The 22,421-nt window shown below is 70.1% G+C and carries 24 protein-coding genes; 14 read left to right on the forward strand and 10 right to left on the reverse strand.

Translation table 11 applies throughout. From position 1 onward, the window contains the following. Positions 1-65: 65 nt before the first annotated feature. Complete coding sequence (locus NFC98_RS15370; protein ID WP_254275783.1) at positions 66-689, forward strand: hypothetical protein; 624 nt, start codon at positions 66-68, stop codon at positions 687-689. 3 nt (positions 690-692) lie between these two features. Here NFC98_RS15370 and NFC98_RS15375 read toward each other — a convergent pair whose 3' ends face one another. Continuing rightward, entirely contained in the window at positions 693-1,559 is an 867-nt protein-coding gene (locus tag NFC98_RS15375; protein WP_254275784.1) for an ATP-binding protein, read from the reverse strand. A gap of 133 nt (positions 1,560-1,692) precedes the next feature. Here NFC98_RS15375 and NFC98_RS15380 point away from each other — a divergent pair, with 133 nt between their 5' ends. Further along, a complete protein-coding gene (locus tag NFC98_RS15380) occupies positions 1,693-2,496 on the forward strand; it encodes a M48 family metallopeptidase (RefSeq protein WP_254275785.1) in 804 nt (267 codons plus the stop codon). Between the two features lie 53 nt (positions 2,497-2,549). Further along, positions 2,550-2,807: a hypothetical protein gene (locus tag NFC98_RS15385; protein WP_254275786.1), complete on the forward strand. Its 258-nt coding sequence runs from the start codon at positions 2,550-2,552 to the stop codon at positions 2,805-2,807. Positions 2,808-2,919: 112 nt separating this feature from the next. Here NFC98_RS15385 and aroE read toward each other — a convergent pair whose 3' ends face one another. The 5 genes from aroE to NFC98_RS15410 are packed head-to-tail and all read right to left on the reverse strand — an operon-like array spanning position 2,920 to position 7,550. Continuing rightward, on the reverse strand, positions 2,920-3,732 hold the full coding sequence (gene aroE, locus NFC98_RS15390) for a shikimate dehydrogenase (RefSeq protein ID WP_254275787.1): 813 nt from the start codon (positions 3,730-3,732) through the stop codon (positions 2,920-2,922). After that, positions 3,729-4,655, reverse strand: coding sequence for an oxygen-dependent coproporphyrinogen oxidase (gene hemF, locus NFC98_RS15395; RefSeq protein WP_254275788.1), 927 nt, complete (start codon positions 4,653-4,655; stop codon positions 3,729-3,731). The genes aroE and hemF overlap by 4 nt, the downstream gene beginning before the upstream one ends. Positions 4,656-4,695: 40 nt before the next feature. Further along, on the reverse strand, positions 4,696-5,253 hold the full coding sequence (locus NFC98_RS15400; protein WP_254275789.1) for an L-threonylcarbamoyladenylate synthase: 558 nt from the start codon (positions 5,251-5,253) through the stop codon (positions 4,696-4,698). Between the two features lie 53 nt (positions 5,254-5,306). Continuing rightward, entirely contained in the window at positions 5,307-6,413 is a 1,107-nt protein-coding gene (dprA, locus tag NFC98_RS15405; RefSeq protein WP_254275790.1) for a DNA-processing protein DprA, read from the reverse strand. 27 nt (positions 6,414-6,440) lie between these two features. Continuing rightward, positions 6,441-7,550 (reverse strand): LysM peptidoglycan-binding domain-containing protein, encoded by a 1,110-nt coding sequence (locus NFC98_RS15410; RefSeq protein ID WP_254275791.1) that lies wholly within the window; start codon positions 7,548-7,550, stop codon positions 6,441-6,443. A 170-nt stretch (positions 7,551-7,720) separates the two neighbouring features. Here NFC98_RS15410 and def point away from each other — a divergent pair, with 170 nt between their 5' ends. The 8 genes from def (at position 7,721) to NFC98_RS15450 (ending at position 15,785) form a co-directional block, all read left to right on the forward strand. Continuing rightward, complete coding sequence (def, locus tag NFC98_RS15415; protein ID WP_254275792.1) at positions 7,721-8,233, forward strand: peptide deformylase; 513 nt, start codon at positions 7,721-7,723, stop codon at positions 8,231-8,233. A 109-nt stretch (positions 8,234-8,342) separates the two neighbouring features. Then, positions 8,343-9,347, forward strand: coding sequence for a methionyl-tRNA formyltransferase (fmt, locus tag NFC98_RS15420; RefSeq protein WP_254275793.1), 1,005 nt, complete (start codon positions 8,343-8,345; stop codon positions 9,345-9,347). Next, positions 9,344-10,708, forward strand: coding sequence for a 16S rRNA (cytosine(967)-C(5))-methyltransferase RsmB (gene rsmB, locus NFC98_RS15425; protein WP_254275794.1), 1,365 nt, complete (start codon positions 9,344-9,346; stop codon positions 10,706-10,708). The genes fmt and rsmB overlap by 4 nt, the downstream gene beginning before the upstream one ends. Before the next feature lie 45 nt (positions 10,709-10,753). Further along, the gene (locus tag NFC98_RS15430) at positions 10,754-10,960 is read left to right on the forward strand and encodes a dodecin (RefSeq protein ID WP_254275795.1); all 207 of its coding nucleotides are present in this window, start codon (positions 10,754-10,756) and stop codon (positions 10,958-10,960) included. A 108-nt stretch (positions 10,961-11,068) separates the two neighbouring features. After that, positions 11,069-12,442, forward strand: a complete 1,374-nt coding sequence (gene trkA / locus NFC98_RS15435) for a Trk system potassium transporter TrkA (RefSeq protein ID WP_254275796.1) — start codon at positions 11,069-11,071, stop codon at positions 12,440-12,442. A 27-nt stretch (positions 12,443-12,469) separates the two neighbouring features. Continuing rightward, positions 12,470-13,918: a TrkH family potassium uptake protein gene (locus NFC98_RS15440; RefSeq protein WP_254275797.1), complete on the forward strand. Its 1,449-nt coding sequence runs from the start codon at positions 12,470-12,472 to the stop codon at positions 13,916-13,918. A gap of 65 nt (positions 13,919-13,983) precedes the next feature. Beyond that, positions 13,984-15,231, forward strand: coding sequence for a TraB/GumN family protein (locus NFC98_RS15445; protein WP_254275798.1), 1,248 nt, complete (start codon positions 13,984-13,986; stop codon positions 15,229-15,231). A gap of 215 nt (positions 15,232-15,446) precedes the next feature. Beyond that, positions 15,447-15,785: a c-type cytochrome gene (locus NFC98_RS15450; protein ID WP_254275799.1), complete on the forward strand. Its 339-nt coding sequence runs from the start codon at positions 15,447-15,449 to the stop codon at positions 15,783-15,785. A gap of 79 nt (positions 15,786-15,864) precedes the next feature. Here NFC98_RS15450 and NFC98_RS15455 read toward each other — a convergent pair whose 3' ends face one another. Genes NFC98_RS15455 through aceK form a run of 3 tightly spaced genes read right to left on the reverse strand, consistent with a single transcriptional unit; the run spans position 15,865 to position 19,217 of the window. Further along, entirely contained in the window at positions 15,865-16,662 is a 798-nt protein-coding gene (locus NFC98_RS15455; protein WP_254275800.1) for a tRNA-uridine aminocarboxypropyltransferase, read from the reverse strand. 54 nt (positions 16,663-16,716) lie between these two features. Then, on the reverse strand, positions 16,717-17,454 hold the full coding sequence (locus tag NFC98_RS15460) for an NAD-dependent deacylase (RefSeq protein ID WP_254275801.1): 738 nt from the start codon (positions 17,452-17,454) through the stop codon (positions 16,717-16,719). Positions 17,455-17,471: 17 nt separating this feature from the next. Beyond that, the gene (aceK, locus tag NFC98_RS15465) at positions 17,472-19,217 is read right to left on the reverse strand and encodes a bifunctional isocitrate dehydrogenase kinase/phosphatase (protein WP_254275802.1); all 1,746 of its coding nucleotides are present in this window, start codon (positions 19,215-19,217) and stop codon (positions 17,472-17,474) included. 220 nt (positions 19,218-19,437) lie between these two features. Between aceK and phnD the strand changes: the two genes are divergently transcribed. The 3 genes from phnD to phnE are packed head-to-tail and all read left to right on the forward strand — an operon-like array spanning position 19,438 to position 21,863. Next, positions 19,438-20,292, forward strand: a complete 855-nt coding sequence (gene phnD / locus NFC98_RS15470) for a phosphate/phosphite/phosphonate ABC transporter substrate-binding protein (protein ID WP_254275803.1) — start codon at positions 19,438-19,440, stop codon at positions 20,290-20,292. A 10-nt stretch (positions 20,293-20,302) separates the two neighbouring features. Next, positions 20,303-21,106, forward strand: coding sequence for a phosphonate ABC transporter ATP-binding protein (gene phnC, locus NFC98_RS15475; RefSeq protein ID WP_254275804.1), 804 nt, complete (start codon positions 20,303-20,305; stop codon positions 21,104-21,106). Further along, the gene (phnE, locus tag NFC98_RS15480) at positions 21,063-21,863 is read left to right on the forward strand and encodes a phosphonate ABC transporter, permease protein PhnE (RefSeq protein WP_254275805.1); all 801 of its coding nucleotides are present in this window, start codon (positions 21,063-21,065) and stop codon (positions 21,861-21,863) included. Before phnC ends, phnE begins: the two co-directional genes overlap by 44 nt. Before the next feature lie 27 nt (positions 21,864-21,890). Here phnE and NFC98_RS15485 read toward each other — a convergent pair whose 3' ends face one another. Then, positions 21,891-22,310, reverse strand: coding sequence for an STAS/SEC14 domain-containing protein (locus tag NFC98_RS15485; RefSeq protein WP_254275806.1), 420 nt, complete (start codon positions 22,308-22,310; stop codon positions 21,891-21,893). Between the last annotated feature and the right edge of the window lie 111 nt (positions 22,311-22,421).

Here is a 22,421-nt window from a genome sequence, read left to right on the forward strand (position 1 = left end):
GCCCGGCGGCCCTGAAATACCCTCCTCGCTGCGATGCAGCACTGGCCCTGTCCCCGGAGGACCCCATGACGCTCTCCCGCCACCTGCCGCGCCGCTGGCGCCTGCTCGCCCCGCTCTGCCTCTCCGCCCTGCTCGCCGGCTGCCTGGCGCTGCCCCAGACCGGGCTGTTCGCCTTCCGCCTGGCGGTGACCTCGCTGGGGGTGGAGGAGGTGCGCATCGGCCCCTACGCCGTGGATGCCCGCCTCGACACCAGCGATATCATGTCGCTGGCGATGTCGAGCCTGGGCGCCGGCAGCCTGCCGGTGCAGGCGACCCTGGCCATGGGCCTGGGGCTGCCCACCGGGATGCCCCCGGTGGAGATGTCCGGCTTCCGCTGGACCCTGGACATGCCGGGCGTCGACCCGGTCAGCGGCAACTACGACCAGGACGTGACCCTGACCTCGGGTGACGATGCCAACCTGCGCCTGCCGGTGGCCTTCGACCTGCTGGCCGGCGGTCGCGACGGGCTCGGCCCCATGGTGGAGCTGGCCAGCCAGCTGGCCCGCCAGGGCGAACTGCCCGCCGGCAGCGAGCTTGCCATCACCCCGGGGGACCTGCGGGGCCTGGGCATGACCCTGCCCGCCGGCCTGCTCACCCCGACCATCCGCCTGGGCGTGGGCGAGGACGGCAGGCTAATTCCGCGGGGGTAGGCTCTACTTCCCGTGCAGGCGCCGGCGACCCACCCACTGGGTGGCGAACTGCCAGGCACCACGGCCGCTGCGCCCGCCGCGCAAGGTGGCGAAGCGGATCGCCTCGGCGCGGGCCTCGGCGTTCCAGTCCTCCCGGCTGCCCAGCTGGGTGACCCAGTGGCAGCAGGCCTCCAGGTAGACGTCCTGGTTGAAGGGGTGGAAGCCCAGCCACAGGCCGAAGCGGTCGGAGAGCGAGATCTTCTCCTCCACGGCGTCGCCGTGGTGGAGCTCGTCGCCCACCAGCCGCGAGCCCTCGTTGTCGCTCATGGACTCCGGCAGCAGGTGGCGGCGGTTGGAGGTGGCATAGAGCAGCACGTTGGGCGGCGGGCCGGTCAGGGCACCGTCCAGCACGCTCTTCAGCGCCTTGTAGGCGTCATCGTGCCCCTCGAAGGAGAGGTCGTCGCAGTAGACCACGAAGCGATGCGGCTGATCGCGCAGCTGGGCCACCAGCATCGGTAGGCCCGCGAGGTCGTGGCGGTCGACCTGCACCAGGCGCAGCCCTTCCGGCGCCAGGCTGTTGAGCAGCGCGCGGATCAGCGACGACTTGCCGCTGCCCCGGGAGCCCCAGAGCAGGGCGTGGTTGGCCGGCAGCCCCTGCAGGAAGGCGCGGGTGTTGTCGACCAGCGCCAGCTTCTGGCGCTCGATGCCCAGCAGGTCATCCAGGGAGAGGGCATCGCGGGGCGGCACCGGCAGCAGCCGCCCCCCCAGCACGTGTCGCTGCCAGAGGGCGGCCAGGTCACGCTCCCAGTCCACCTCCTGGGGAGGCGGCGGCAGCCAGTGCTCGACGTGATCCAGCAGGTTGAGCAGGCGACGCGACAGCTCGGGGTTCATGTTCTTCTCCTTGTCGTTCCTTTCCCGTTGTTGACCTTGCAGGCGTTCCCGGTATCTTGTGGCGAACCTTGTCGTGGCGTCCAGCGTCATACCCAACTGGACGCACAAGACCGGTCACAGGAGACCCTCCCCCATGCGCTGGATCCACCTTCTCGCTGCAGGCGCCCTGAGCCTGACCCTCACCGCCTGCACCACCTCGCCCACCGGGCGGCAGCAGCTCACCCTGGTATCCGACGCCCAGCTCAACCAGATGGGCGCCCAGGCCTTCCAGCAGTACCAGCAGGACCTGCCCACCGTGGGCGGTACCACCCACCGCTACGTGCAGTGCGTGGCCGACGCCCTGGTCGGTGCCCTGCCGGCGGAACAGCAGCGCGGCCAGGATTGGCAGATCCGCGTCTTCGAGTCCGACCAGGCCAACGCCTTCGCCCTGCCGGGCGGCTACATGGGGGTCAACACCGGCCTGCTGCAGGTGGCCAGGGACCAGGACCAGTTGGCCGCGGTGATCGGCCACGAGATCGCCCACGTGCTGGCGCGCCATGCCAACGAGCGGGTCTCGACCCAGACCGCCACCCAGCTGGGCCTGTCGGTGCTCTCGTCGGCGTCCGGCATGCAGGGGCCTGGCGGCCAGCAGATGATGGGGGCACTCGGCCTGGGCGCCCAGTACGGCATCCTGCTGCCCTTCTCCCGCCGCCACGAGAGCGAGGCCGACGTGCTCGGCCTGGAGCTGATGGCCGATGCCGGCTTCGACCCCCGCGCCAGCCTGGCCCTGTGGGAGAACATGAGCGCCCAGGGCGGTGGCCAGCCGCCGGCGTGGATGTCCAGCCACCCGAGCCACGGCCAGCGGGTGGGCGGCCTCCAGGCGCAGATGGACAGCGCCCTGGCCCGCTACCAGCAGGCCCGCCAGGCCGGGCGAACCCCCAACTGCCCGCGCCCCTAGGGAAACACTGATCCATTGCTGCGCTCGATATCCAACAAATTTCTGGAAAGCGAATGCTGAGACTCGGCCTGCTGCTGCTGATCGCCCCCCTCCTGGTGCTGATGGGGGTCTTCTTCTGGGAACACTCGAGCGTGCGCGAATGCACGCTCTCGGGGGGCTACTGGGACTACCTGGAGGGGATCTGCCGCGACACGCCCCAGCCCTTCGTCTCCTGGCTGGAGCGCCACCCCTGGCTGGTCAACGGCGGCATGCTGCTCTCCGTGATCGGCATGGGGCTCTGCATGGTGGGGCTGTACGTCAAGAGACGCTGAACGAAGGGTGGACGCCGGCGACTGGAGGCCGAAGGCCTCTCGGTGGCGCCAGAAACCTCTGCAACACCGTCGGGGCGCCTGACGGCGCCGATCGCGATGCGGAGCATCCCTCCTACAACGCCTGGCGCAGCCGCGCCAGCACCGGCGCGGTGTCGGGGCGCTTGCCGCGCCATTGGAAGAAGGACTCCGCCGCCTGCTCCACCAGCATGCCCAGCCCGTCCACCGGGCGGGCGGCGCGCTCGGCGGCCCAGCGCAGGAACACCGTGGGTTCGGCGCCGTACATCATGTCGTAGGCGGTGGCGCCCTTCGCGAAGAGGTCATCCGGCAGCGGTGGGAGATCCCCGGCGAGGCTCGCGCTGGTGCCGTTGATCACCAGATCGAAGGGGCCGGCCACGGCGTCGAAGCCGCCGCCGGCGATCTCGCCAAGATCGTCAAAGTCGGCGGCCAGCCGCTCGGCCTTCTCGGCGGTGCGGTTGGCCACGAGGAGGCTCGCCGGGGCCTCGGCCAGCAGCGGCTCCAGCACGCCGCGCACCGCCCCGCCAGCGCCCAGCACCAGCACCCGGGCGCCGGCAAGTCTCACGCCATGGCGCTTCAGGTCACGCACCAGGCCGATGCCGTCGGTGGTGTCGCCATATGTCTGGCCGTTGCCGCCGAGGATCAGGGTGTTCACCGCACCGGCCCGGCGGGCGCGCTGGCTCAGGGTGTCGCAGAGGCGGAAGGCCTCCTCCTTGAAGGGCACGGTGACGTTGGCGCCGCGCCCCCCCTCGGCCACGAAGCGCCGCCAGGCCCCGGCGAAGTCGTCCAGCGGCGCCTCGATGGCGGTGTAGGCGATCGCCTCCCCGGTCTGCTCGGCGAAGGCGGCGTGGATGGCCGGCGACTTCGAATGGGCCACCGGGTGGCCGAAGACGCAGTAGCGGTCGGTCATGGGTTCTCCTCTTCCCCCAGCCAGTCGCGGGGCCTCAGGTAGTCGGCGTAGAGTTCCGCCTCGCGGCTGCCGGGCTCCGGCGTCCAGGCATACTCCCAGCGCGCCAGGGGCGGCATCGACATCAGGATCGACTCGGTGCGCCCCCCGCTCTGCAGCCCGAACAGGGTGCCGCGGTCCCACACCAGGTTGAACTCCACATAGCGGCCGCGGCGGTAGAGCTGGAAGTCGCGCTCGCGCTCGCCCCAGGGGGTCTCCCGGCGGCGGCGCACGATGGGCAGGTAGGCCTCCAGGAAGGCGTCGCCCACGGCACGCTGGAAGGCGAAGCAGCTCTCGAAGCCGCCCTCGTTGAGGTCGTCGAAGAACAGCCCGCCCACGCCGCGGGTCTCGTCGCGGTGCTTCAGGTAGAAGTAGTCGTCGCACCACGCCTTGTAGCGCGGATAGACCTCGTCGCCGAAGGGCGCGCAGGCATCGCGCGCCACCCGGTGCCAGTGCACCACGTCCTCGAGCACCGGGTAGAAGGGCGTCAGGTCGAAGCCGCCACCGAACCACCAGACGGGCTCCTCCCCCGCCTTCTCGGCGATGAAGAAGCGGACGTTGCCATGGCTGGTGGGCACGTGGGGATTCTGCGGATGCAGCACCCAGGAGACGCCCACCGCATGGAAGCTGCGGCCGGCCAGCTCGGGCCGCGCCGCGGTGGCCGAGGGCGGCAGCCGCTCGCCGAAGACATGGGAGAAGTTGACCCCGCCCTTCTCGAACACCCGGCCGTGCTCGATCACCCGGGAGCGGCCGCCGCCGCCCTCGGGGCGATCCCAGGCATCCTCGCGGAAGCCCGCACCACCGTCCTCGGCGGCGAGGCCCTCACAGAGGCGCTCCTGGAGGTCGAGCAGGTAGGTCTTGACGGCGTCGAGTCGGGCGTGGGCCAAGGCGATCTCCTCGGGTGGCGTGGGTGACGGGTGCGCCGGGTCAGGGGCGCAGTACCCGGCCGCTGACCAGGTCGCGGATGGTGCTGGGGCGCTCGAGGCCACCGAGCTCGCCATCGACGATGGCATCGAGTCCATCGCCGAAGACCTCGCGCACCTCGGCGGCGCTCATGGCCGGCGGTTCGCTGGCGATATTGGCCGAGGTGGAGACGATGGGCCCGCCGAAGGCCTCGCACAGCGCGGCCACCAGGGGATGGGCGCTGACCCGCAGCGCCACCTTCTCGTGGCAGCCACGCACCAGGCCATGGCTGCGGCCGTTGTCGGGCACCAGCCAGGTATGGGGCCCCGGCCAGCTGGCCGCCAGGGGCGCATGGAGCTCCAGGGGCAGCCCCTCGAGCCAGGGCGAGAACTGGGCAATGCTTGCCGCTACCAGGATCACGCCCTTGGCGGGGTCGCGCTGCTTGAGGCGCAGCAGCCGGGCCAGGGCCTCGTCGTTGTCGGGATCGCAGCCGAGTCCCCACACGGCCTCGGTGGGATAGGCGATCACGCCGCCACGGCGCAGGGCGGCAACGGCATGGGCGATCTGGGTGGCCTGGCTCATGGGAGCTCCTCGACGCTTTACAGGGCTGGGATCATGAATGGCCGGGGATTCTATCATGCCCCCGAGAGCCGCACCCAACCGCCGGCGGCGTGGGCCACCCGCCCCTCCAGCTCGAGCTCCAGCAGGCGCCGCTGGCACTCGGCGATGCCCAGCCCCGAGAGACCCACCAGGGCATCCACCGGGGTGGGCGCGCTGCTCAGCCAGCGCAGCAGGGGGTCGCTCGTGCATGTCGGCTCGGCGGGGGACCCCGCGGGCTCGGCCGGGACGCCGACGGGCGGCAGCGCGATGCCGGCCCACTGGGTGAGCTCCACCAGGATGTCGTCCACCTCGCGGACCAGCACGGCCCCGTCACGGATCAGCCTCAGGCAGCCGCGGGCCTGGGGGTTGTGGATGGAGCCGGGCAGGGCGAAGACCTCCCGCCCCTGCTCGGCCGCCAGCCGGGCGCTGACCAGTGACCCGCTCTGCTCGGCGGCTTCCACCACCAGCACGCCGTACGAGAGCCCGGTGACGATGCGGTTGCGGCGGGGGAAGAAGCCGGGGCGGGCCCGGGTGCCGGGGGGATGCTCGGCGAGCAGCAGACCGCCCGGCTCGCGCAGGCGCTCATGCAGTCGATGGTGACGCGGCGGGTAGATCACGTCGACGCCGCAGCCGAGCACCGCGACGCTTGCCCCGCCGGCCTCCAGCGCCGCCTGCTGGGCGGCGGCATCGATGCCCAGCGCCATGCCGCTGACCACGCACCAGCCCCGCCCGGCCAGCTCCCGTGCGAAGGTGGCGGCATTGGTCAGCCCCTCGCGGGTGGCGCGCCGCGCACCGACCATGGCCAGCCGTGGCGGCTCAAGGGCGGCAAGGTCCCCCCAGGCCCAGAGCAGCGGGGGCGGATCGGCGATCTGGGACAGCAGGGTCGGCCAGGCGGGGTGACCGGCATGCAGCAGGTGACGGGACGGGGCCTCGGCCAGCCAGGCCTCCTGGGCGGCGATCTCCGCCGCGAGGGGACTGCGGCCGGGATGGTCCAGCCACAGGCGCAGTGCCGTGGCCGCCTCCCTGGGCAGGGCGGCAAGCCAGCCGTCGGGCCAGTGAGGCCCCAGGGCGGCCAGCTCGGCGAGCCGGCCCGCCCCCATGCCCGGCAGCAGGAAGAGCGCCAGCCACTCGCGGGCCTGCATCCTCGCGGCCACCACGCCGGAAGGGCCTCAGCGCAGGGCGGCGCCCAGGGCGCGCTGCGGCGTGTGAACGCGATCGCCCACTGCCAGGGAGCGGCTCGCCTTCATCACCAGGCCATAGCTCATCTTCTCGTAGGGCTGGAAGACCATCACCAGGCCGGCATCCTCACCCGGCAGGCGCAGGGACTCGCCGGTGCGCGGGTCGCTGACCAGCTCGCCACGCTGCTCGACCATCAGCACATGGCCCGCCTCGAGGCCATCGCGACGGCCGCGGTCCAGGGCGACCACCTGCAGGCGACCGATGAACTGCACGCCGCCGGGCACGGCCAGGATGGTGCCCTCCACCTCGCGCTCCGGGGCGCGGGGGACGAACTCGGTGACCAGGTCGCGGACCTCCAGCGGCAGCACGATGTCGTCGTTGCGGACCTCCTGGCGGGACGAGGTCACCTCCAGCACCACGATATCGTCCTCCTGGCGCTCGCGGCGCGCCTGGCCGACGCTCTCCAGCTCCAGTCCCAGCAGCTCGCCGGTGGCCGGGTCGAGGAAGCGATCGCCCACCCGGTAGAAGCCGACGCGGCCGCTGCCCTCGACCTCGCCGCGGGCATAGAGTCGATCCCCGAGCCCACTGATCAGTCGGCGGTCGTCGCCGCCCACCACGTAGGCCAGCTCCTCGAGGGATTCCGGGTCATCGACGATGCGATGGTCACGCAGGAAGTGGCGGATCGCCTCCAGCGGGATCGGCTCGATCGCCTCGCGGTGGGGAGTGGTACGTACCTCGGGGGAGAGCCGCACCTGCCCCTGGCCGCGCTCCAGTCCCAGGCAGGGGCGACCGTTGCAGTCGTAGAGATAGATCACGTCGCCCGGGTAGATCAGGTGCGGATTGCGGATCTGCGGGTTGACCTGCCACACCTCGGGCCACTGCCAGGGGTGGCGCAGGAACCGACCGGAGATGTCCCAGAGGGTATCGCCACGCACCACGGTGTAGCGCTCCGGCGCATCGCCGCGCAGCCCGTCGTCCCAGGAAAGCCCCTGGGCCAGCGCCGCGCCGGCGAGCGGCCCCACGGCCATCGCCATGCCCAGCACCGTCGCCGCGCCGCCCAGCCAGCGGCGCCATGCCTTGCCACGTCTCGTCTGCTTCATCCCTGCTGTCCCCCGCGTTGCCTTCCCCACGCCTGTCACCCTGGAACGATGACGGCGTGATATAGTCTGAGGTTATCGATGTGATGCGTGATCGGCGGTTTCGCCACCGCCTGCGCACTTCTAGAATAGTGTCATCTTGTAAATGACAGCATAACGGTGAATCCAACGCCATGGCCAAATTACCGATCCTCGAATTCCCCGACGAGCGGCTGCGCACCCGGGCAGCGCCGGTCGAGACGGTCGACGACGAGGTCCGCCAGCTGGTCGACGACATGCTCGAGACCATGTATGCCGCCCGGGGCATCGGGCTGGCCGCCACCCAGGTGGACGTGCATCGCCGGGTTATCGTCATGGACGTCAGCGACGACCAGTCACGCCCGCTGGTGCTGATCAACCCCGAATACACCCCCATGGGCGACGAGCGGGAGCCGATGCAAGAGGGCTGCCTGTCGATCCCCGAGTACTACGCCGACGTGCCCCGCGCGCTCAGGGTCCACCTCAAGGCGCTGGATCGCGACGGCCAACCCTACGAGCTCGAGGCCGACGGCCTGCTGGCCCACTGCATCCAGCACGAGCACGACCACCTCGAGGGCGTGCTGTTCGTCGACTACCTGTCGCCACTCAAGCGCGACCGGGTGATGAAGAAGATGCAGAAGCGCCACCGGCTGATGCAACCCGCCTGAATCCGCCGCTCAGGTTCCCCCCGAAGGCCGACGCACCCGCGTCGGCCTTCGTCGTTTGCGGCCGGCTCCGTTATCATGAAGGGGCATCCACTCCGGCAAGGCCCTGAACATGTCCCGACCCCACGACTCTCACTCCCTCAGCGTCATCTTCGCCGGCACGCCCGACTTCGCCGCCGAGAGTCTGCAGGCGCTGCTGGCCAGCCGACACCGCGTCATCGCCGTCTATACCCAGCCGGACCGCCCGGCTGGCCGCGGGCGCAAGCTGACCCCCAGCCCCGTCAAGGCGCTGGCCCTCGCGCATGGCCTGCCGGTCCACCAGCCCGAGACGCTCAAGGCGGCGGACGTCCAGGCCGAACTGGCCGCCCTGGGGGCCGACATCATGGTGGTGGTGGCCTACGGCCTGATCCTGCCGAGAGCGGTACTGGCAATCCCGCCGCTGGGCTGCCTCAACGTCCACGCCTCGCTGCTGCCGCGCTGGCGCGGTGCGGCCCCCATCCAGCGCGCCATCGAGGCCGGCGACACAGAGAGTGGCGTGACCATCATGCAGATGGACGAGGGACTCGACACCGGCGACATGCTGCTGGTGCGCCCTGCCCCGATCACCGCCGCCACCACCGGCGGCGAACTCCACGACACCCTGGCCGCGCTGGGCGGCGAGGCCATCGTCGAGGCGCTGGACGCCCTCGCCGGCGATGGCCTGCCCGCCACGCCTCAGCCCGAGACCGGCGTCAGCTATGCGGCCAAGCTTTCCAAGGCCGAGGCCGAGCTCGATTTCCGCCGGCCCGCCGCCGAGCTGGCCGCCCGGGTCCGCGCCTTCAACCCCTGGCCGGTGGCCTGGTGCCGCTTCGACGGCGACCGCTTGCGGCTGCTGCTGGCGGAGGCGGGCGCGCCCGTTGCCGGCGAGTCGCCCGCCGCGCCGGGCACCCTGCTCGGCCATGACGATGACGCCCTGCGCATCGCCTGCGGCCCCGACGGCCGCGAGGTACTGCGGGTGACCCGCGCCCAGCTGCCCGGCGGCAAGGCCCTGCCCGTCGGCGAACTGCTGCGGGCCCGTGGCGACCGCTTCCCCCCGGGCCTGCGCCTGGGCCACCAGGACGAGGAGACGCCGGCATGAGCCAGCAGACACCCGACAACCGCCGGGGGCCGGCTCCCCGTGGCCTGCAGAACGACGGCGGCCTGGCGGTGCGCGCCGCCGCCGCCCGGGCCCTGGCGCCGGTGATCGCCGGCAAGGGCTCACTGGCCGGCCTGGACGACCACCAGGTGGTGGCCCGCGACCGGGCCCTGTTCAAGGCGCTCTGCTACGGCACCTGCCGCACCCTGCCGCGCCTCGAGGCCCTGGCGACGAAGCTGCTGGTGAAGCCCTTCAAGGCGCGCGATGCCGACGTCCAGGCGCTGCTGCTGCTGGGGATCCACCAGCTGCTCTACCTGCGCATCCCGGCCCATGCCGCGGTGGGCGAAACGGCCGGCGCCGCCCGCCTGCTCGGCAAGGAGTGGGCGACCCGGGTGCTCAACGGCTGCCTGCGCCGCCTGCAGCGGGAGGCCGCCGAGCTCCAGGCCGAAGTGGACCGGGACCCGGCGGTCGCCCTGCTGCACCCGAAATGGCTGCTCAAGGCGCTGCGCCAGGCCTGGCCCGACGACTGGCGCGCCATCGCCGCGGCCAACAACGAGCCCGGCCCGATGACGCTACGGGTCAACCGCCGCCACGGCGACCGCGAGGCCTACATCGACCGGCTGGCCGCCGCCGGCCTGGAGGGCCGGCTCTGCCTGCACGCCCCGGACGGCATCACCCTGGAGACGCCCTGCGACGTCCACGCCCTGCCGGGCTTCGACGAGGGCCACGTCAGCGTCCAGGACGAGGCCGCCCAGCTGGCCACCGTACTGCTCGGCCCGGCACTGGCACCGCGCCCCGGCGCCCGGGTGCTGGATGCCTGCTGCGCCCCCGGCGGCAAGACCGCCCACCTGCTCGAGGTGTTCGACATCGACATGCAGGCCGTGGACAGCGATGCCGAGCGCCTGGCCCGGGTCGAGGACGCCCTGGCCCGGCTGAACCTCTCCGCGCGGCTCGCCCATGGTGACGCCACCGCCCTCGACTGGTGGGACGGGGTGCCCTTCGAGGCCATCCTGCTCGATGCGCCCTGCTCCGGTACCGGCGTGATCCGCCGCCACCCCGACATCAAGCGGCTGCGCCGCCCCTCGGACATCACGTCGCTGGCGGCGCTGCAGGCGCGGCTGCTCGACAACCTCTGGCCGCTGCTGCGGCCCGGCGGCACCCTGCTCTACGCCACCTGCTCGGTGCTCCCCGAGGAGAACAGCGACCAGGTCGACGCCTTCCTGGCGCGCACCCCGGATGCCGAGTCCACCACTCCCCTCGACGTGGCCTGGGGACGCGAGGCCGGCGCCGGCCGCCAGCTGCTGCCGGAGATCGACAGCCACGATGGCTTCTTCTATGCCAGACTGAGGAAGCGGTCGGGCTGAGCCACCGGCTGCCCATCCCCCATCCGGCACGCGACAGGAGTCCGCATGAGCAACCATACCTACAAGCATATCGAGCTGACCGGTTCCTCCGAGAAGAGCATCGAGGAGGCGATCCGCAACGCCATCGCCAAGGCCGCCGAGAGCCTGCACGGCATGCGCTGGTTCGAGGTCACCGACACCCGTGGCCATATCGAGCATGGCCGGGTGGCCCACTGGCAGGTCACCCTCAAGGTGGGCTTCACCCTGGACTGATCCCGGGCCGCCCCCTGTCTTTCTCGCGACGGCTGGTTTAGGCTTGCCGTCACCGTGCTGCGGCGCACCATCCGTGCCGCCCTCGATGACAGCGGATAACGACAAGCAATGAAGATCATCATTCTCGGCGCCGGCCAGGTCGGCGGCACCCTGGCCGAGCACCTGGCCCGCGAGGAAAACGACATCACGGTGGTGGACACCGACGGCGACCGGCTGCGCGAGCTGCACACCCGCCTCGACATCCGCACCGTGGTGGGGCCCGGCTCCTACCCCATGGTGCTGCGCCAGGCGGGCTGCGAGGACGCCGACATGCTGATCGCAGTGACCAGCCAGGACGAGGTCAACATGATCGCCTGCCAGGTCGCCCACACCCTGTTCCGCACCCCCACCAAGATCGCCCGGGTGCGCGCCACCGCCTACCTGACCCGCAAGGGGCTGTTCGCCCACGAGGCGGTGCCCATCGACGTGCTGATCAGCCCCGAGCAGGTGGTCACCGACCATATCCGCCGGCTGATCGAGCACCCCGGCGCCCTGCAGGTGCTGGAGTTTGCCGGCGGGCTGGTGCAGCTGGTGGCGGTCAAGGCGATCTACGGCGGCCCGCTGGTGGGCCAGGACCTGGCCTTCCTGCGCCGCCACATGCCCAGCGTGGATACCCGCGTCGCCGCCATCTATCGCCGCAACCGGCCGATCATTCCCCGTGGCGACACCGTGATCGAGGCCGACGACGAGGTGTTCTTCATCGCCGCCCGCCGTGACATCCGCGCGGTGATGAGCGAGCTGCGCCGCCTCGACCGGGACTTCCGCCGGGTGGTGATCGCCGGTGGCGGCAACATCGGCGAGCGCCTCGCCGAGCACCTGGAGCATAGCCACCAGGTGAAGATCATCGAGCACAACCTGGAGCGCTGCACGGTGCTCTCCGAGCGCCTCGACCGCACCGTGGTGTTGCACGGTAGCGCCACCAGCAAGCGGCTCCTGGAGGAGGAGAACGTCGAGGAGTGCGACATCTTCTGCGCGCTGACCAACGACGACGAGGTCAACATCATGTCGTCGATGCTGGCCAAGCGCATGGGCGCCAAGAAGGTGCTGACGCTGATCAACAACGCCGCCTACGTGGACCTGGTGCAGGGCGGCGAGATCGACATCGCCATCTCGCCCCAGCAGGCCACCATCGGCAGCCTGCTGACCCACGTGCGGCGCGGCGACATCGTCAACGTGCACTCGCTGCGCCGCGGCGCGGCGGAGGCCATCGAGGCGATCGCCCACGGCGACACCCAGTCGTCGAAGGTGGTGGGGCGTGCCATCGGCGAGATCGAGCTGCCGCGGGGCACCACCATCGGCGCCATCGTGCGCGGCAAGGAGGTGCTGATCGCCCACGACGACGTGGTGGTGGAGTCCGGCGACCACGTGATCCTGTTCGTGATCGACAAGCGCCGCATTCGCGACGTGGAGCGGCTGTTCCAGGTCGGCCTGACCTTCTTCTGACATGATCTTCTCGGGGAGCACCGCGCAATGAGCCTGCGCATGATCCTGCGCATCCTGGGGCTGCTGCTGATGCTGTTCAGCCTGACCATGATGCCGCCGATCCTGGTCTCGCTGCTGTTCGGCGACGGCCAGTGGCAGGCCTTCGCCATCGCCATCGCCATTACGGTGGTGACCGGCGCCGTGATGTACCTGCCCAACCGCGGGGCCCGCAAGGAGCTGCGCACCCGCGACGGCTTCCTGATCGCCGCGCTGTTCTGGAGCGTGCTGGCGCTGTTCGGCTCGCTGCCGCTGATGCTCACCGGTGAGTCCGCCCTCTCGATCACCGATGCGGTGTTCGAGTCCTTCTCGGGGCTGACCACCACCGGCGCCACCGTGATCACCGGCATCGAGGCCCTGCCCGAGTCGATCCTCTACTACCGCCAGCAGCTACAGTGGTTGGGCGGCATGGGTATCGTGGTACTGGCCGTGGCGATCCTGCCGACGCTGGGCGTCGGCGGCATGGCCCTCTACCGCACCGAGATCCCGGGCCCCCTCAAGGACTCCAAGCTCACCCCGCGCATCACCGAGACCGCCAAGGCGCTCTGGTACATCTACGCCTCCCTCACCGTGGCCTGCATGCTCGCCTACATGGCCGCCGGCATGGACTGGTTCGACGCCCTGGGCCACAGCTTCTCCACCGTGGCCATCGGCGGCTTCTCCACCTACGACGCCAGCATCGGCCACTTCGACAGCGCCCTGATCGAGATGATCTGCGTCTTCTTCCTGATCGTCTCCGCGGTCAGCTTCAGCCTGCACTTCGTCGCCTGGCGACAGCGCAGCGTGACGCACTACTTCCAGGACCCGGAGGCACGCTTCCTGCTGCTGTTCCTGCTGGGCCTGGCGGTGATCACCGTGGTCTCGCTGTGGCTCACCGAGACCTACGGCACCGAACGCGGCCTGCGCCACGGCATCTTCCAGGTGGTATCGGTGGCCACCACCGCCGGCTTCGGTGTGGCCGACTTCTCGGCCTGGCCGGGGGCACTGCCCTTCCTGCTGTTCATGGCCGCCTTCGTTGGCGGCTGCTCCGGCTCCACCGGCGGCGGCATGAAGGTGATCCGCATCATCCTGATCCTCAAGCAGGGCATGCGCGAGGTGATGCGCCTGATCCATCCCAATGCGGTGATCTCGGTGAAGGTGGGCAAGGTGAGCGTGCCGGACGGCATCGCCCAGGCGGTGTGGGGCTTCTTCTCGGTCTACGTGATGCTGTTCTTCCTGATGCTGGTGGGGGTGATGGCCACCGGGGTCGACCAGGTCACTGCCTGGTCCACCGTCGCCTCTGCGCTCAACAACCTGGGCCCGGCGCTGGGCGAGGCCTCCGGGCACTACGGCGACCTGCCGAGCCTGGCCAAGTGGATCCTGGTGATTGCCATGCTGCTCGGCCGCCTGGAGATCTTCACCGTGCTGGTGCTGTTTACCCCCGCCTTCTGGCGGCGCTGAGGGGATTTGGCCGGCAACGGTCCATCGTGGATAATCCCCTTCTCACTCCTTCATACCGAGCGTCCATGACCGACTCCCAGGACACCGCGATGCCCACCGAGCCGGCGGCCGGCGTCACCGGCCCGCGCCGCGTCATCCAGGTGGGCGATACCCGCTACACCCTGCTGGGCACCGCCCATGTCTCCGCCGAGAGCGCCGCCGACGTACGCGCGCTGATACGCTCCGGCGAGTTCGACGCCGTGGCCATCGAGCTGTGCGACTCCCGCCACCAGAGCCTCGACAACCCGGATGCCATGCACAACCAGGACCTGTTCGAGATCTTCCGCCAGGGCAAGGCCGGCATGGTGGCGGCGAGCCTGGCGCTGGGCGCCTTCCAGCAGCGCGTGGCCGAGCAGTCCGGCATCGAGCCCGGCGCCGAGATGCGTGCCGCCCTCGAGGAGAGCCGCACGGCGGGCCTGCCGCTGATGCTGATCGACCGCGACGTCGGCGTGACCCTCAAGCGCATCTACCACAACGTGCCCTGGTGGCAGCGCTTCTCGCTGTTCTCGGGGCTGCTCGGCAGCGTGCTGTCGCGCCAGGATGTCTCCGCCGAGGAGATCGAGCGGCTCAAGGAGGGGGACGTGCTGGAGTCCACCTTCAGCGAGTTCGCCGCCGAGTCCGAGACCCTCTACACGCCGCTGATCACCGAACGGGACCGCTACATGGTGCTGCGCCTGGCGGAGGACGCCCCCCCCGGGCGCTACCGGCACGTGCTGGTGGTCATCGGCGCCGGCCATATGAAGGGCATGGCGGAAGACCTGGAGGCAGCGCCCCCGGCCGACCCGACCGCCGAGCGCCGGCAGCTGGAGGTGACGCCGCCCCCGTCGAAGGTCTGGAAGGCGCTGCCCTGGCTGATCACCGCGCTGGTACTGACCGGCTTCGCCATCGGCTTCTCGCGCAATACCGAGCTGGGCTGGCAGCTGGTGGCCGAGTGGTTCCTGATCAACGGGGTCCTCTCGGCGCTGGCCACCCTGGTGGCCCTGGCCCATCCGCTGACCGTGGCGGCGACCTTCTTCGCCGCCCCGCTCACCTCGCTCAACCCCACCATCGGCGCCGGCTTCGTCGCCGCCGGGGTCGAGCTCTACCTGCGCAAGCCCAAGGTGCGGGACTTCTCGACCCTGCGCCACGACGTCACCGAACTGAAGGGCTGGTGGCGGAACCGGGTCTCGCGCACCCTGCTGGTCTTCCTGCTTGCCACCCTGGGCTCCGCCGCCGGCACCTGGATCGCCGGGTTCCGCATCGCCGGCGCGCTGTTCGGCAGCGGTGCCGCCTGACGACGGCCAACCGGCCACACCCATCCCGAGGCAGGTATCGGTATGAGAGATGGCGTCGTCGGTATGAGAGAAAGCAGGACCCGCCTCGTGGTCATTCACCTAAGGTCAATGAAGCGGCCATGGTGCTCCATCGAGAGGACCATAGCCGCCTGCCGGACCATCATCCATGGCAAGCATCCAGAAGAAAGCTTGCGGATAAGACGGGGAATGAAGACATGAAAACGGCCATTACGTCCATGGCACTGTTCCTGCTATTGCTGGGATCCGCTTCTGCCAATGCGGAATCCGAGGACATGCAGCAACTGGCCGAGGAGAAACAGTGCCTGAGCTGTCACGCTCGAGAAGATGACACGCCGAGGGCACCAGGCTTCACGAGTATCGCCGCAAAATACTCGGGTGGGGAGATGCGCGGGTACCTGATCGAGGTCGTGATGATGGGAGGCGAGAAACATTGGGGGTCAGCGACGATGCCCGAACCCCATGAGCGTGCCGAGGTGAGCGAGGAGGAAGCCGAACAGCTGGTCGACTGGATCCTCGGCAAGCACCAGGAGTAAGGCCGTCGCCCCGCGACTCGCCCCCCGGTGACCGCGCTGGCAGAGACTGATCGCGCCAGCGGAAACGCGAGTCGAACCGTCAGCGACCGGTTCTGGCCAGCAGTCGCCGCATCGCCGCCGTCGGCGCCTCGAGCTTCTCGAAGCGCCGGCTGGCGGCGTAGCTGTCGTTGAAGGCGTCGAAATAGTCGTCCAGGACCTGGGCGGCATCGGCGTCGCCGGCCTGACGCAGCAGTTCGGCGGCCACCTCGGCGGTGCAGAGGTGTGCCGGGGAGGCCGGCTTGCGCAGCCGGTAGCGGGTCAGCCGCTCGGTGCGCAGCGGGAGCACCGGCAGCCGGTCGAGGTAGGGGCTCTTGCGGAAGATGCGCCGGGCCTGGCGCCAGGTGCCGTCCAGCAGGATGAGCGCCGGGACCCATCCCGCCGCCTTCGCCTCTGCCACGGCGTCGATGCCCACCACCCGATCGGCATAGTCCGGCTGGTCGTCGGGAAAGATCACGAAGGGGGCGTAGCGCTCGTCTTCCAGCAGCGCCAGCAGCCGCTCGTCCGGCGTGGTGCGGTACCAGGTGAAGACCTCGGTGTCCGGCAGCACGTCGCGGATCAGGCGGCCGGTGTTGGTGGGCTTGTGGTGCTCCATGGGGTGGGTGAGCAGCCACACCCGCGTGTCGCTGACCGCCCGGGCCATGTAGGGGCAGAGGCAGTTGAGCTCCGGCAGGTGACAGCCGGGGCAGCGCGCAACGAAGCTGCCGCGGGCCTTGAACTCCCGGCGCGGCGGGCGGGGATGCCCGGTCCCGGGGTCACGGGAGAGAGCGGCCCCAGGGTCATGGGAGAGCGACTCGTCGGGATGCCGGTCGGCACAGGTGTCGGGCGTGTCGTGCTGCATGGCGGCTACCGCATCGGAGGAGGCGCCGCATTCTAGCACTTGTCCCGCCGCCGTTCAGGAGGCCAGCAGGGTCGCCGGCAGCCAGAGCCGCCCCTCGCGTCGCCAGTGGCGCACCAGCGCCGGCACGCCCTTGCCGGCGGCCTGGCTGAGCCGGGTGACCCCGGGGGGGGCCAGCGCCTCGGCCTCGGGGTCGACCAGCACGCAGGGCGTGTCGAAGGGCGCGTGATGCAGCAGCGAGGCGGCCGGCATCACGGCAAGCGACGTGCCCACCACCAGCAGCAGGTCCGCCTCGCCGACGATCTCGCAGGCCTCGCCGAAGTGCGGCACCTCCTCGCCGAACCACACCACGTCGGGGCGAAGCTGGCTGCCCTTGTCGCACAGGTCACCCAGTTCGATGCCGCCGCGGGGCAGCGGGTAGTGCATGCGGCGGTCCACCGTGGAGCGCGCCTTGAGGATCTCGCCATGCAGGTGCAGCACGTGGCGGGAGCCGGCCCGTTCGTGGAGGTCATCGATGTTCTGGGTGATGATGCTGACCCGGAAGCCCTGCTTCTCCAGCGCCGCCAGCGCCTTGTGGGCGGCATTGGGGCGCGCCCGGCGCACCTGGTCGCGGCGCTGGTTGTAGAAGCGCAGCACCCGCCCGGGGTCGCGACGCCAGCCGCCGGGAGTGGCGACCTCCTCGACCGGATGGTCGGCCCACAGGCCGTCGGTGGCGCGGAAGGTCTGGATGCCGCTCTCGGCGCTGATGCCGGCGCCGGTCAGCACCACCAGGTGGGGGCGTGCGGGTTCACCCATGTCGTCTCTCGTCCGGGTCAGTGAACCAGGCCATTGTCATCGCCGCCGGCGAACCGCTGCTTGTTGCGGTAGGGGTAGACGTCGATGACCCGCCCGTCGCGGACGGCCTGCTGGAGCCCCTTCCAGTAGTCGGCATCCAGCAGCTCCGGGTGGAGCTGGTAGAAAAGCTTGCGCAGGCGGATGTCGGCGAACAGGAAGGGGCCGAACTCCTCGGGGAAAATATCATTGGGCCCCACGGAATACCAAGGCTCGTCGGAGAGCTCCTGTTCGGGGTAGAGGGGCTCGGGGATGTGCCGGAAGTTGCACTCGGTGAGGTAGCAGACCTCATCGTAGTCGTAGAAGACTACCCGCCCATGGCGGGTCACGCCGAAGTTCTTCAGCAGCATGTCGCCGGGGAAGATGTTGGCGGCGGCCATCTGCTTGATGGCGTTGCCGTAGTCCTTCAGCACAGCCCGGGTCTCCGCCTCGTCGCACTGCTCCAGGTAGAGGTTGAGCGGCGTCATCATCCGCTCGGTATAGCAGTGCCTGATGATCACCTTGTCGCCCTTGAGCTGCACCGAGGAGGGCGCCACCTCCAGCAGGTGCGCCAGGCACTCGGGGTCGTAGTGGTCACGGCGGGTGATGAAGTGCGAGAACTCCTGGGTGTCGGCCATGCGTCCCACCCGGTCGTGGCGCTTGACCATGCGGTACTTCTCGCGGACGTTCTCGCGACTCATCGCCTTGGTGGGGTCGAAGCGGTCCTTGATGATCTTGAACACGGTGCGAAACGACGGCAGCACGAAGACCGCCATCACCATGCCGCGCACCCCGGGGGCGATGATGAAACGGTCCTCGCGCTTGGCCACGTGGCGGTTGAGGGCCCGGAAGAACTCGGTCTTGCCGTGCTTGAAGAAGCCGATGGCCGCATACAGCTCCCCGGCCGGCTTGCCGGGCATCAGCTCCTGGAGGTACTGCACGAACTCGCCGGGCACCGGCACCTCGACCTGGAAGTAGACCCGGGTGAAGGAGAAGATGATCGACACCTCCTCGGGCTCGATCAGCACGGTATCGAGGTGCAGCCCCTCCCCCGCGTCATGGAGCACCGGCAGCACCAGCGGCACCTGCTCGCCGCCTCCCCGGATCCGCCCAACCAGGTAGGCCCCCTTGTTGCGGTAGAAGACGCTCTTGAGCAGCTCGATCTCGGTGTCCCCGGCCTCCAGGATCGCCGCCGGCAGGTGGCCCGCCAGGAAGTCCCCGCCCAGCGCCACGTCGCGGGCCAGGTCCACGAAGGGGGTGCGGAAGGGCGCCTCCGCCAGTGCCCAGGCCAGCGCCGCCTCCCAGTCGCCCGCCACCGGCCGCCGCCGGCAGAGCTCGATCCCCGAGTGGTGCGCCGCATCCTCCCGGGAGCTGTAGACGAACATCCAGTCATCGCGGATATGCCGATGGTGGAAGATCGAGCAGAACATCGAGTTGAAGAAGGTCTCGGCCAGCTCGTAGTCCAGCCGCTGGTTGATCAGCTCGGCGTAGTGTCCCTTCGCCTCGCGCCAGCACTCGCAGTGGGCCAGCACATCGTCGTCGAAGGTACGCTTCAGCCGCTCGAGGGTGTCCGTCACCTTCTCCTCGTAGAGGTTGATGCGCTCCGCCGAGGCCTGCTGGGCCTCCCGCCAGGCGGCATCGCAGAAGCGCCGGCTCGCGTCGGAGGTGATCTGCTTGAACCGCGAACGGTACTCGTCGAAGCCGTGCAGCACCGTGGCGGCGAGGCGATAGGCGGGCGAGAGATTCATGGGCGGACTCCGGACAGCGTGGGGCCCCAGCATGGCGAATCGTGCGCGGCAAGGCGAGCCGACCATGGTGGTGAAGGCGGTCGCCGTGCCCTGCGATGCGCCCGCGTCATCGAAAGGTAACGCGACCGACACCCACGGGACACGCGGCTGTCATCCGGCACTGACAGGGTAGAGGCGCCTTATCCCTACCCGCATCCTGCAACCATCCCGAGGTGACACCGTGAAGACATCCCTGCTTTCTCTTGCCGCCGCCATCACCCTCGCCGCCGCCACTCAGGCCCAGGCCGCCGAGTCCTGCCCCACCACCCTGCGCTTCGCCGATACCGGCATCGAGGGCAGCGAGGAGCTGCAGCGCGCCTACCAGGGCTTCGTCGACGAGGTCGAGTCGCGCCTGGGCGTGACGGTGGAGTTCTTCCCGGTAGGCAACCGCACCACCGCCATCAACGCCCTGCGCTTCGAGCAGGTCGATATCGTGCTTGCCGGCCCCTCCGAGTATGTGCTGATGGCCGAGCGGGTCGAGGGCACCAGGCCCATCACCGCCATCGTGCGTCCCGAGTACTACTCGGTCTTCATCGCCCCCACCGACAGCGACATCGAGAGCCTCGAGGACCTCAAGGGCAAGCACGTGGCCATGAAGGACCACGGCTCCACCACCGGCCACATCATGCCCAGCTACATGCTGCACCAGGCCGGCCTGGACATCGACCGCGACCTGCAGATCTCGCTGCTCGACGGCGCCCGCATGCAGGCCCTGGCCGCCGGCGAGGTGGACGCCGTGGGCACCGGCGTGCGCGACTTCGCCCCCTTCGTCGCCCAGCAGGGTGAGGAGAACTACCGCATCATCGCGCGCGGCCAGGACATGCCGGGCGATCCCATGGTGGCCGGCCCGCACCTCTCCGCCGAGTGCATCAGCGAGATGCAGGAGGCCTTCATGAACGACCCCGACGGCCTGCTGCAGGCGATCCTCGCCCCGGGCGAGCGCGACAAGTACCTGGGCGCCGAGATGGTGCTGGTGGACGACAGCGAGTACGACATGGTGCGCGAGTCCTACGCGCTGCTCGGCCTCTCCGACTGATGGAGCTTCCATGCAGCTAAGCATCGACACCCTTACCAAGGTCTATCCGGACGGGACTCGCGCCCTCGACGGGCTGTCATTCGACGTCAGCCCCGGTGAAGGCGTGGTGATCCTCGGCCACAACGGCTGCGGCAAGTCGACGCTGATGAAGTGCCTGACCGGCCTGGAGCGCCCCACCTCGGGGCGCCTCAGCCTGGCCGGCGTCGACCTCGCCTCGGCCTCCCGCCGCGAACTGCGGCCGCTGCGCCAGCGCATCGGCTGCGTCTTCCAGAAGTTCAACATGGTCGGCAACCTCTCGGTGCTGCAGAACGTGCTGTTCGGCCTGATGGGCCGCCGCGGCATCCTGGCCAGCCACGCCCTGACCGCCAGCCGGCAGTCGCGCCAGGAGGCCATGGAGGCCCTGGAGCGGGTCGGCCTTGCCGACCTGGCGGCGCGCCGCACCGACACCCTCTCCGGCGGCCAGCAGCAGCGCGTGGCCATCGCCCGCATGCTGATGCAGGACGCCGAGATCGTGCTGGCCGACGAGCCGGTGGCCAGCCTCGACCCCCGCGCCGGCCGCGAGGTGATGGAACTGCTCTGGTCGGTGGTGCGCGAGCGCGGCATGACCGTGCTCTGCGTGCTGCACCAGGTCGAGCTGGCCCGGGAGTACGGCGAGCGGCTGATCGGCCTGCGCGCCGGACGCCTGGCCTTCGACCGCCCCGTCCGGCAGGTCAGCGATCTGGACCTGACCGAGCTCTATCAGACCCAACCGACCCTGGAGACCAAACCGGATGAGCCAAGCGTCGCCCCGACCCAGCGCCCCGCCCAGGCTTGAGCGCCCCTCCCCCATCGCCTTCATCCTGCTGCTGGCCTTCGCGGCCTTCTTCATCAGCGGCTTTTCCGGCGCCGACATCCACTCGGATCGCCTGCTGCGCGGCGTTGCGAACCTCGGCACCTTCTTCGGCGAGGCGGTGCCGCCGGATTTCGGCCGCTGGGACGTGATCGCCATCGCCATGCTGGAGACCTTCCAGATGGCCATCGTCGGGGTGGTGTTCGGGGTGATCCTGAGCCTGCCCATGGCGCTGCTCTGCGCCCGCAACACCAGCCCCCATCCGATCGTTCGGGTGATCGCCCGCAACGTGGTGGCCACCCTGCGCACCGTGCCGGACCTGGTGTGGGCGCTGATCTTCGTGGTCGCCGTGGGGCTCGGGCCGCTGGCCGGCATCCTGGCCATCGTCATGGACACCATCGGCTTCTGCGCGCGCTTCTTCTCCGAGCGCATCGAGGAGGTGGACCCCGGCCCCGGCCAGGCCCTGGCCGCCACCGGCGCCTCGCGCAGCGGCGTGGTGTGCGGCGCCATCCTGCCCGAGTGCACGCCGTCGTTCGTGGCCACCAGCCTCTTCTCGGTGGAGAAGGCGGTGCGCAGCGCCGTGGTCCTGGGCCTCGTCGGCGCAGGCGGCATCGGCGTGGAGCTCTCCGCTGCCATGAGCCTGTTCCGCTACGACCAGGCCCTCACCGTGATCCTGGCCATCCTGGTGGTGGTGATCGGCGTGGAGCAGGTCAGCGCCTGGATTCGCAAGCGGGTGATTTGAAGGACCGGTGAACCGCGACGACAGGGATCACGCGCCGTGATAGCCGTCCTCCTCGGGGTTCTCGTGGGCGCCTGGGGGCAGTTCGGCCGCCCAGGCCATGGCGGCGGCATGCTCGTGGCTTGCGAAGGCGCGGATCTCCACGGCCTTGAACAGCCGCTCCTCCAGGGCGGCGAACAGCTCGATCCAGGCCTGGTCGGTGACCACGGCGGCGCGGTGGTAGCGGTCGAGGTCGCCGAGTTGGGTCAGGCCGTAGCCGACATCCTTGAGCAGCGCGGTCAGGGTCATGAAGCGCAGGTCGTCGATCTCGACCACCAGGCTGATCAGGGGATGATTGCGCTTGGCGGCCTCGATGGCATCGATGGCCCGCTGCAGCTCGCTGCCCGTCACGATGCCCCCCGCCTTCATCGCCACGACATGCTCCGCCGGGTGGGTGATCAGGTCCAGCATGGGCGTTCTCCTCGGGTCCCGTGAGACGACATGCCTCGGTCGCCTTCAGCATAGCGCGCCGTGAAGCCCCGCGGGCGGAGCCTGCCGACCCCAGGCATCACGAAAACGTCA

It is taken from the genome of Halomonas sp. 3H (assembly GCF_024206005.1).
In the GTDB taxonomy this organism is placed as follows: domain Bacteria; phylum Pseudomonadota; class Gammaproteobacteria; order Pseudomonadales; family Halomonadaceae; genus Halomonas; species Halomonas campaniensis.